Source organism: Microcoleus anatoxicus, from assembly GCF_042465725.1.
In the GTDB taxonomy this organism is placed as follows: domain Bacteria; phylum Cyanobacteriota; class Cyanobacteriia; order Cyanobacteriales; family Microcoleaceae; genus Microcoleus; species Microcoleus anatoxicus.
In genome coordinates, this window is sequence record NZ_CP120853.1 from 1,261,645 (window position 1) to 1,272,678 (window position 11,034).

Annotated in this window: 5 protein-coding genes; 2 read left to right on the forward strand and 3 right to left on the reverse strand. The window is 43.2% G+C overall.

What is annotated here, in order from left to right:
- Positions 1-81 precede the first annotated feature (81 nt).
- A complete protein-coding gene (locus tag P2A85_RS05295) occupies positions 82-198 on the reverse strand; it encodes a photosystem II reaction center protein I (RefSeq protein WP_340523282.1) in 117 nt (38 codons plus the stop codon).
- A gap of 83 nt (positions 199-281) precedes the next feature.
- Complete coding sequence (locus P2A85_RS05300) at positions 282-2,270, reverse strand: hypothetical protein (RefSeq protein ID WP_377477934.1); 1,989 nt, start codon at positions 2,268-2,270, stop codon at positions 282-284.
- Between the two features lie 58 nt (positions 2,271-2,328).
- Between P2A85_RS05300 and P2A85_RS05305 the strand changes: the two genes are divergently transcribed.
- On the forward strand, positions 2,329-6,339 hold the full coding sequence (locus tag P2A85_RS05305) for an alpha-mannosidase (protein ID WP_377477936.1): 4,011 nt from the start codon (positions 2,329-2,331) through the stop codon (positions 6,337-6,339).
- A gap of 123 nt (positions 6,340-6,462) precedes the next feature.
- On the opposite strand, the gene P2A85_RS05310 is transcribed toward P2A85_RS05305, so the two are convergent.
- Complete coding sequence (locus P2A85_RS05310; RefSeq protein ID WP_377477937.1) at positions 6,463-6,849, reverse strand: SLC13 family permease; 387 nt, start codon at positions 6,847-6,849, stop codon at positions 6,463-6,465.
- 189 nt (positions 6,850-7,038) lie between these two features.
- Between P2A85_RS05310 and P2A85_RS05315 the strand changes: the two genes are divergently transcribed.
- Positions 7,039-10,989: a PAS domain S-box protein gene (locus P2A85_RS05315; RefSeq protein WP_377477939.1), complete on the forward strand. Its 3,951-nt coding sequence runs from the start codon at positions 7,039-7,041 to the stop codon at positions 10,987-10,989.
- Positions 10,990-11,034: the final 45 nt, after the last annotated feature.

The window sequence follows — 11,034 nt, forward strand, 5'->3', positions numbered from 1 at the left end:
ACCAACACCTAAGTACAATTTTTAGTTTTTGGACTCACTTTGCACTCTCAACTGTCTTTCCGGTGCAACCCGACATGGCGATTATTCCATGTCTCTGCGGTTGGGGTTCCGAGCTGGGTCATTGGACAAAAATCCAAATATGAACAGGGAAACAAAGAATAGGACAACTATATTAACTACGATTTTGAGGGTTAGCACTGTGGGAGTCTCCAAGAATGCGATCGAGCTGAGTGATTTGTTGCTGGTGCAACTTTTTTATCATATGTCAAAGATTAGCGAATTTAATCTTTGCTGTTGATGATTTTTGGGAAGTGGATTTTTGCCCATTCCCACAGTTGTTCGACTATTGTTTCTAGTCGCACCATGATGCGATCGAGCCATTCTAGCACTTGTTCTAGGGGATGCTTGATGTATCCCATTGATTCTGCTGTGGTTTCTAAGCACTCCTGTGCTTGTTCCTCTGGGTTTTTCTTTTCTGTTTCTTTGGTGATGCTGATGTATTTGCTGGGGGTTGCGCCGAGCTCGGGGGTGGTTGCTGTTTCTGGTTGAGTTTTCTGTGTCTGGATCTGAGTTGATGCTTCTAGGTTGCTCTGTCTGCTATTTTTTTGAAGATTTTCTAAATTAGATGTTTTTTGGGGTTGACTTTTTGTTACTTTTATGTTAATGCTATTTTTGAGCTGGGCGAGCAGGTTTTGAATTGCCTCTGGGTATGGTGATGTGGATTTTGGTGTCGATCGACCAGGAGCCAATTTTTCGATTTCCCTATTTTCTGGCTTGACTTTTGTGCTTATTTGTGTTATTGGCTCTGGGGCTGGCTGTGGCACTTGGTCTAGGGATGGTGGTGCTGGTTCTCCAAACAGGTCTTGCCAATTTAGCCAAGGTCGATCGCCCTTGGTCTCGGTTATTTCAGTGTTTTCCACACTTCTTTGTTGCAAAGAATACTTGATTGCTAGAGATTTTTCTGTACGATCGCTGGCTGCTGTTTCTTTGCCTAGGAGGTAGTCTACTGATGACCAAATCATCTGTTCGATGCTTTTGGCGTAGTTTTCGACTATTTCACGGGTGCTTGGGCTCAACTTCTCGGTTGTTGGCTCTATCTGGGCTGGCTGGCTGTCTGTTAAGTCACCAGTAATTTTTGATACTTGGGGAATGGTGAATTCTTCGAGGTTGACGGCGGCGCGATCGAGTAATGTGACAAAGGATAGAGGATTGGTGGCTCGATCGAACTTACTGTAAAAATCTGTGGTTAATTCTGATGTATGGTAGTCTAGCGCACTTGCGGAGGCAATTGCCGGTCGATCGGTTTTGACTCCGGTGATTTGCGCCCTAGCTGTTTGAGCTATGATTAAATGGCGATCGGCACCAGTATTAATGGCTTTTTTTATCGCCAGGATTGATTCTCCAAACTGATTTCTTTTCAGCGCCAAGGGACTTGTTTGTACCCAAGCCATCAATTGCCAAAAACCGCGCACTGGCGGAAGTAGGGATTTTGCCGCAGCCTCTTCTAAGCCGAGATTAAATTTTAATTCTTTTTTAGCAATTTCTCGTCGCCCAGGCCCGGAGTTGGCTATTTCCCAAGTTATGCGACCCTCCAAGAGTTCCTGCTGTTCCTGGGTTAAAATATCTAAAATCTGATTTTCTGCTCCCACCAATACTAAACTGCGGGCTGGTAGAAAAGTCGCAATTCCCCGAACTTTCGGTGTGGTGTTAACGGCTGCGCCATTGTTGATGGAAATTTCGGTTACTGGAGTTTCTGTGTCTTGATGTTCTAAAACTAAATTCCTGGGAGTTTTGGCCAGGTTTCGGGTAAAGTGTGTTTGTGCGCCTAAAGCCTCTGGTGTCACTGGGGCTGGCCAATTTTCTGCTGTAATTACAAAGGATAAATTGTCGGATTTTGTCCTTGTTTGCGATGGGAGGAGTATATTTTCAGCCATGTGCACAATGTCTACGATCGCACTTTCTGCGCCTATCTCCTCATCCCACCCATTTGGGGATGAATTCTGAGAAAATTTGAAATTTTCTCTTTCAGCAAATTCCTGCAATTCTGGTAAATCTATTTTTTGGCTTGATTCCCGCAGTTGTCTGGCTAACATTCGCGAACTTTGCACCAGCAAGTATGCTGGATAAAGTAGAATTTGGGTAGTGTTAAGCGTTGCGGATGTAACTTGTCGCCAAGTGCGATCGCAATTTTCGGCAACTTGGCGGGACTGTTTGGATATAAATTTTAATAGTCGGCTTTGGTACGGGCCGCCGTAGTTATTTGAAGACATAATTTAATTTGAGGTTGATTCAACCTTGTTTCTGTCTAATTCTCAATCTTAGCGAAATATGAGTGCTTCTGTGTCATCTGCTAGCAATAATATTTCTGAAGTTGTCGAAAGGTTGCGTCGCCTCACACTATGGGATGCGCAGTCTGGCTGGAGGTACTACGACTCAGACTTGGCTGTTGTCAAGGGCGTAAATATTTGTAACTGGCCTGTTGCCGAACTTAACCATAAAGGACATATTGCTTGGCCCTCTGGTAAACAAGTTTTTTATTTGGGACAAAAATTTGTAGTTCCTCCCAATTTGTCAGCCTATCCTGTGACGGGGTTGCGTTTGCTGTTGAGCTTGACTTGGTGGGCCGACCATGTTCAGATTTTTGTGAATGGGGAGTTAGTTGGAGTCGGAGATTTATTTGATTGTGCGGTGCGACTTTTGCTAAGTCCTTCTGTCCTTGTGGGAGATGAATTTTTAGTAATTTTGCGGTTGGTGAGTCCTGGTCACGATTCGGGTGCTTTGGTGAAGTCAGTTTGTGTGTATGAAGCTGCTGATTCTGTTTGTTTTGACCCTGGTTTTGTGGCTGATGAATTGGAGATTTTGCAAAATTCCCTGTCTGGTAATTTCTCAAATTTAAATTCCCAATACTCCCCCACTAGAAATATAGTCCATGGTGGGTTGGTTGTCAAGGGGGAAACGCTAAAATCTCAAGTGGAATTGGCGGTGGGTTTGATTGATTGGTCTGTGGTGGGCGATCGACAAAAGTTCGATCGTTCGCTCTCTAGTTTACGGCAAAATTTACTGGGATTTTTGGGAGGTTTTCAGGATGGTTTAAAGGTTGAAACCGCAGAGGGCGCAGAGGGCGCAGAGGGAGGTGGAAGAGAGAGGGTTTTTGGGAGGGCAGAAAGTGATGAGAGTACATCTATATATATAGGAGAATGTAGGGGAAAATCTTCTATATATAAAGGTAAAATTTATTTAGTTGGTCATGCTCATTTGGACTTGGCTTGGTTATGGCCTGTTGCGGAAACTTGGGAAGTGGCCCAACGGACTTTTGAGTCAGCATTGAAGTTACAATCGGAGTTTCCTAGTTTAATTTTCTGTCATTCAACTCCTGCACTTTATGCTTGGATAGAAGAGCATCGGCCTGATTTATTTGCTGAGATTAAAAAACAGGTAGTTGCTGGACTTTGGGAAGTTGTTGGTGGGATGTGGGTGGAACCAGATTTAAACTTGATTTCGGCTGAATCAATGGTGAGACAAGTTGTTTATGGACAGCGTTATGCTCAAGAAAAGTTCGGGGAGTTAATGCGGGTAGTTTGGCTACCGGATACTTTTGGTTTTGGATGGCAATTACCTCAGATTTTGCGCGATGGTGGAGTTGATTATTTTGTGACGCAAAAGTTGCGTTGGAATGATACAACTGAGTTTCCTTACGGTGCATTTTGGTGGGAAGGTTTGGATGGTACTAAGATATTTAGCATGATGTCGGGTCCGATCGGTGAAAACATCGAATCTGTGAAAATGGCGAATCATCTTTTTGATTGGCAAATTAAAACGGGTTTGCAATCTGCTGTTTGGCTACCGGGAGTTGGCGACCACGGTGGTGGCCCGACTCGTGATATGTTGGAGGTTGCGAAACGCTGGGAATTGTCGCCTTTTTTTCCGAGGTTGGAGTTTGTGAAGGCGGTGGATTATTTGGCGTTGATTGAGAGTCAGTTTTCGCCGGTAGTTTCCCAGTCTCAAGCTGATGTTTCGATTGGGGAAAATCAGCCGATTGGGAAACAGGCTGAATTAGGTAATTTGTCTGTGGCTGAATCTGTTAAGTTGGGTGAAATTTCCCAGTCTCAAGCTGATGTTTCAATGCGAGACAATTCGGCTGCGGTTGAATCTGCTAATTTGGGTGAAACTTCCCCGTCTCAAGCTGATGTTTCGATGGCGGAAAATCAGCCGATTTTGAAACAGTCTGAAATTGGTAATTCGGCTGCGGTTGAATCTGCTAATTTGGGTGAAACTTCCGAGTTTCCAGTCGCTGTTTCGATGGGAGACAATTCGGCTGCGGTTGAATCTGCTAATTTGGGTGAAACTTCCGAGTTTCCAGTCGCTGTTTCGATGGGAGACAATTCGGCTGCGGTTGAATCTGCTAATTTGGGTGAAACTTCCGAGTTTCCAGTCGCTGTTTCGATGGGAGACAATTCGGCAATTTTGAAACAGGGTGAAATTGGTAATTCGGCTGTGGTTGAATCTGCTAATTTGGGTGAAACTTCCCCGTCTCAAGCTGATGTTTCGATGCTTCCTCTTCTTCCCCTGTGGAAAGATGAACTTTACCTGGAATTCCACCGAGGTTGTTACACAACTCACGCGGATCAAAAGCGTTACAATCGCCGCTGTGAAGAATTGCTTTACCAAGCTGAGTTGCTGTCTTCCCTCGCCACGATTTGCGCGGGTGCGATTTATCCGAAGTCTGAATTAGAAATAGCCTGGAAAAAAGTTTTATTTAACCAGTTTCATGATATTTTACCTGGTTCTTCGATCGCCCAAGTTTATACTGATGCTAATCTAGGATGGGCTGAGGTCGATCGCACTTGTCGTTCAATTGTGCTAACATCTTTGGATGCGATCGCCAGTCAAATTTCTCTGCCTTCTCCACCCAAACCTGATGCTCAACCGATTTTAATCTTTAACTCCCTCAATTGGTCGCGTTCGGAAGTTGTCTCTTTGTCCCTTCCTGATTCCGCTGCTACCACTTGGGCGATTTACGACTTGTCAGGACAACGGCTGACTACGCAAATTCAACCGTGCGATCGACTACAACCACAATCTACACTGTTATTTTTGGCAAATAATCTCCCCCCAGTCGGCTACCGGGTGTTTTGGCTCTGTCCCGAAGCTGCTGAAACCCTTGAAACTTCGTCACCCTTACCAGACAATCACGACAAGACATGGTTAGGTTATCCTATAACTACCATGACACGAAACGAGGCTAGTTGTCAAGAAACTCCTTTTATCCCCCCAATAATGCTGCTAGAAAATGAATTTATCAGAGTAAAAGTAGACAGCGAAACTGGAAATTTATCGAGTATTTGGGATAAACTAAATCATAGGGAAGTCCTGAATGAATCTGGAGGCAATCAACTGCAATCATTTCAAGATAGCGGTCAATATTGGGACGCTTGGAACATCGATCCAAATTATGCAAAACATCCATTAGCAGCGCCGATACTGAAAGATATTACCTGGATCTCCCAGGGAGAAATACGGCAGAGTTTGCGTGTAGTCAGACAAATTGGTAAATCGGAGTTTTACCAAGATTATATAGTAGAAATTGGTTCGCCAGTGCTGAAAATTAAAACAGTGGTAGATTGGCAAGAAAAGCAGGTTTTAGTAAAAGCAGCCTTTGGGTTAAATGTAGAAGCAGATTTGGCAACGTGCGAAATTCCCGGAGGTGCGATCGAGCGCACAACTAAACCGCAGACTGCGGCGGAAAAAGCCAAATGGGAAGTGCCGATATTACGGTGGACAGATATCAGTAATGATGATTTTGGAGTCAGCATACTGAATGATTGTAAATATGGTTGCGACCTTCAACCCAATCAAATTCGTCTAACATTACTCAGGAGTTCGACTTGGCCCGATGAACAAGCTGATATCGGCATTCATGAATTTACTTGTGGAGTTTATCCTCACCGCGGAAATTGGCAAAATGCTGGTACTGTACAACAGGGATATGAATTGAATTTGCCACTATTAGTTAAGGTATTTCCAAAGTTAGAGGAAAATCACCACCGGACTTTGCCGACTGTAGGTAAATTCCTCGATTTATCAGCAGAAAACTTAGTTTTGATGGCTTTCAAACAGTCGGAAGACCATGCTAACTTGTGGATTTTACGGTGTTATGAATCCCAGGGTAAAGAGGCTCGGTTAGAATTAGAGAGCGATTTGAGTTTGGCGATTAGTCAGTCAGTGGACTTGTTAGAACAACCGACAACTTTACCAGAGAAATCAGAGGATGGGAAGGGTTTCCAAATATCCCCTTGGAAAATAGCCAGTTTTTCGATCGCATATGGTGACAACAAATAAGTTTAGTAGAGCCAAAAATAAGCAATCGCCAAAGTAACCAAAGTTAGTGGGAGTCCGAAGCGCAAGTGTTCCTGAAAAGTCAAATTATTACCTGATTTTGTGGCAATTTCAGCGACAATTAAATTAGCAACCGAACCTAATAATGTTAAATTTCCAGCTAGGGTAGAAGTCGCGGCTAATAATAACCAAGCTTGGGTATCTGTTACCAAAAGTAATAGCGACTAAAATACCGAAAGGAGAACGAGTAAAGCGAGTCAAAAACTCTAATGCTAGTTGAAAAAAGCCGGATGCTCCCAAGGTAGAATTAATAATCATCATTCCGAGTAAAAAAACGATGGTACTTGGGTCGATCGCCTCCCAGGCGGTTTTGAGATTAACTACGCCTAAAGCCACCATAAAACCTGACCCAACAATAGCGATCGCAGCCCGGTTCATCCGTAAACCCGGTACATACCCTAACCCAAAACCCAGGTAGGTTAATCCCAACAATAGATATTTCAGTGTTATCATATATATTTAAAACCTTTGATGAGCGTAAACTAACACAGGACTAGGATTGGGAATCGCAAACGTCCCCAGGGACAGAGTTGTAAATTTGTTACAGTTAAGCAGCTTTATTGTAAAAATAGGTTTGACTTTGTTACATAAAAAAGTTTAACCCGAGTCAGTAAATTTAATTACAATTGAGTTAATTTAAAAGTGTTTGCTAACAATAACCATTCAATTAACCCAGAAACAAGCAATTCTCATGCCATCTGCACGGGGAACGAACTCGGAACAGCTAAAATTTCGTGCAGTCGAGAAATTGAACGCAATTGGTATCGTACTCTTTACGATAATTTCCCGGGTATTTACTTCGTTCTCGACGCTTTGGGAAGAGTATTTTTGCTCAATCAATTCGGTGCGTCTCGCCTGGGTTACAACGCCCAGGAATTAGTTTCTCATTCAATCTTTAACATATTTGAAAGCGAAAATCAAGGTAAATTGCAGGGAGAGTTTGCCGAATTCGTACAGCCAGAAGATAGTGGTTATAGCCAAAAAATGAAGGCTTGGGAATGCAGATTGACTTGTAAAGATGGCAGGAGAATCTGGGTAAAAGCAACCGCATTAACTATGGCGGAACCAGCCTGGGAAATAGTCAAAAACAATAACAATTCCTTTGAAACTTTCCAACTGCCGAGCGTATTGCTAGTTTGCGAAGAAATTACATTACCAACATATTTAACACCAGAGGAAAAAGCTCAGCAAATTTGGCGAAATCAAACTGAGGCGATCGCCAAATTAGCCAAAAGTCAAGCTGCTGAAAGGAAAAATATAGAAGAATTTATCCGAGAAATCACGGAAACGGCTGTGAATGTTGTACAATGCGATCGAGCCAGCATTTGGCTGTACAGCGAAGACCGTAGCCAGCTTCACTGTCTGGACCTTTACGAACAAAATACCAAACTTCATTTCGTACAAATAATTGTCACAGCAGCAGACTGTCCGGCTTATTTTCGAGCGTTGAAATCCGAAAGTACGATCGCAGTGGCGGCGGCAACCAACGACCCCAGAACGCGAGAACTTGCGGGTCTTTATTTGTCCGATCGAGGTATTACTTCCCTATTAAACGTACCAATTATGTTTTCGGGTAAAATGGTAGGAATTGTGAATATTGAACGTGCTGCTTGTGACAGTGAGTGGACGGAAAACGAACAGTATATCACCCAAATATTAGCAGATTTTGTCTCCACAAGTTTGTCACTCAGCGAAAGACAGAAACTCGAATTAACGCGACGGGAACAGCAGCAAAACTTGCTGACTGATTTTTATGACAAACTAGAATCACGAGTAGAAAAACGCACAGAAGAACTGAGTAAAGCCAATCAAAAAATGGCAGAACAAATAGTTAAAAAAGAACAAATAGAGGCAGAAATCCGACAGCAGCAGCAAGAACAGCAAATTATTCTGGATTCCATACCAGCCTTGATTTGGTACAAAGATACCGAAAGTCATTTGCTGCGAATTAATAAAGTGGCAGCAGCCTCTAAAGGTTTGCCTCCAGAGCAATTAGAAGGTAAATCCTTTTATGAAATATATCCCGACGAAGCAGAGCAATATTATTTAGAAGACTTACAAGTAATTAATTCCGGCGTTCCCCGATTAGGCAAAATTCACCAACTGCCCACTGTCTCAGGTCAAAAATGCTGGGTACGCACAGACAAAATACCTTACCTAGACAGCGCAGGTAAAGTAGCAGGTGTGATAGTTTTTTCAGTAGATATTACGGAGTTAAAGCAACTAGAAATAAGACTGCGAGAATCGCGGGATAGATTGAAAGAAAGAGTTGAAAAACGCACGGGGATGTACAGGCAAGCAATGACTGCTTTGTACTCAGCAAATATGCAGCTTCAACAATTAATAAAAAGTGATAGTTTCCCAGAACAAATTAGCCGTAAAACCGCCACAGATCACTTGCTAGAATGTGAAGCTTATTTTGAAGCGGTTGCCGTGGCAGACCGGGATACAATTTTGAATGTCAGCAAAATTTTTGGGGAGTTATTCGGTTACAAACCGCAGGAAATGGCGGGGATGAGTTTGTTGGAACTGCTGTCGCCACAATCTTATAAACAAGCACCACAAATGATTTCGGCAGCCAGCAATACAATCTGCGAAACAGTTTTTATCAAGCGAGACGGGACAACTTTTCCTGCTGAAGTGCGGAGCAAATTCGTATTATATGAAGGTCGATTACTTCAGGTTAAAGCCGTGCGAGACCTGACGGAAAATAAATTACTAGAAGCAGAATTAGAGAGGTCTCGTTCTATTTTGCACGCGACTTTGGAAGCAACAGCCGATGGTATTTTGGCTGTCACTACAGCGGGAGAAATGATTAGTTTTAATGAAAACTTAGTCAAAATGTGGGGAATTACCGAAGAAATTAAAAATTCAATGGATCGCAGAATGCGCTTGGAATTTCTTACTCAACAAGTTAAAGACCCCAAAGCTTTTATCTGCCGAATTCAAGAAATTTATAACCATGCTGAAGCTGAAATCTGCGACATTCTAGAATTTAAGGATGGTCGCACTTTTGAACGCTATACTCAGCCCATTAGAGTGGGACACAATATTATTGGCAGGGTGTGGCGCTTCCGTGATATTACCTCTCGTTCTAAGGTGACGGCAATGTTGGGAGATAGCCAAAGACGTTTTCGGGCAATTTTTGATTCTTCGTTCCAATTTGTGAGCCTTTTGAAACCGGATGGTACTTTGTTAGAAGCTAACCAAACTTCTCTAGATTTTGCAGGAATTAATCTCCGGGATGTAGCTAATCTTCCATTTTGGGAAGGACCTTGGTGGGCGGGGCTTCAGGAAATTCAAGAACAGTTAAAACAAGCAATTTCTCGCTCTGCACAAGGTGAATTAGTCCGCTATGAAGTGGAATTTAAAGGTATAAATCGGACGGCAACTATAGATTTTTCTCTGAAACCAGTAACCGATGAAACTGGTCAAGTCGTATTGCTATTACCGGAAGGTAGAGATATTACAGAAAGCAAGCAAGCTCAAATCGCCCTGCGACAGCAGGTAGAACGGGAACGCCTAATCACGCAGATTCAATCGCGTATCCGTTCTTCCCTAGACCTCCAAGATATCCTAAATACTACGGTAGCGGAAGTGCGGGAGTTTTTAGCAACCGATAGAGCGATCGTTTTCCGCTTCCGACCTGATTGGAATGGAGATGTGGTGGTGGAGTCAGTTGGGGAAGATTGGATACCACTTTTGGGGAAGGTTCTTGATGATTGTTGTTTTGCAAATTCTTATATCGGACAGTATTTGAAAGGCAGAATTCGAGCTGTTGAGGATATTCAAGCTGCGGGTTTGGATGAGTGTCATGTTAATTTTTTGACGGAGTGTCAGGTGAAGGCGAATTTGGTGGTGCCTATCCTACAGCAGGGTATAGAATCTAGGGAAGGTAACGCTTCTTGTTCTGTACCGAAATTGTGGGGTTTGTTGATAGCCCACCACTGTTCTGGACCTCGCAGGTGGCAACAGTTTGATATGGATTTACTGAGTCAGTTGGCTACTCAATTGGCGATCGCGATCGAACAATCTTTACTTTACCAGCAGTTAGCAGTAGCTAATCAAAGATTAGATGGCTTGGTGAATTTGGACAGTCTAACTCAACTAGGAAATCGTCGTCGCTTTGACGAAGTTTTGAACAGAGAATGGGAGCAATGTAGTAGTTCCCAGCCACTATCTTTGATTATGTGCGACATTGACTGTTTTAAACTTTACAACGACAATTACGGGCATCAAGCGGGGGATGCTTGTTTGCAACAAGTGGCACGGGCGATCGCAAATACTTGTGCAGAAGTATCTCCAGAACAGCTTTATTTGCCTGCTAGATATGGTGGCGAAGAATTTGGGGTAATTTTGCCAAATACAGACCTGGTTAGGGCGCGGACAGTTGCTGAAGCAATCCGCAGCCGTGTTAAAGCTTTAGCTATTCCCCACATCAAGTCCGTTGTCAGCGATTGCGTGACTCTGAGCTTGGGAGTTGCGAGCATTTCCGAAGGTAAAAACTCACCTAAAATGCTGATAGAAGCGGCGGATAAAGCGCTTTATGAAGCTAAGTCTAGGGGGCGCGATCGAGTAGGGATTAATCAGTAGTCGATAACTTTAGTCCTGGATTAGCTAACAGCTTGCATAGAACAC

What these genes read in the sequence shown, in the direction of transcription:
- P2A85_RS05310 (WP_377477937.1), bottom strand. Translation starts at nt 6,849, where the DNA reads ATGATAACACTGAAATATCTATTGTTGGGATTAACCTACCTGGGTTTT.
- P2A85_RS05300 (WP_377477934.1), bottom strand. Translation starts at nt 2,270, where the DNA reads ATGTCTTCAAATAACTACGGCGGCCCGTACCAAAGCCGACTATTAAAA.
- P2A85_RS05305 (WP_377477936.1), top strand. Translation starts at nt 2,329, where the DNA reads ATGAGTGCTTCTGTGTCATCTGCTAGCAATAATATTTCTGAAGTTGTC.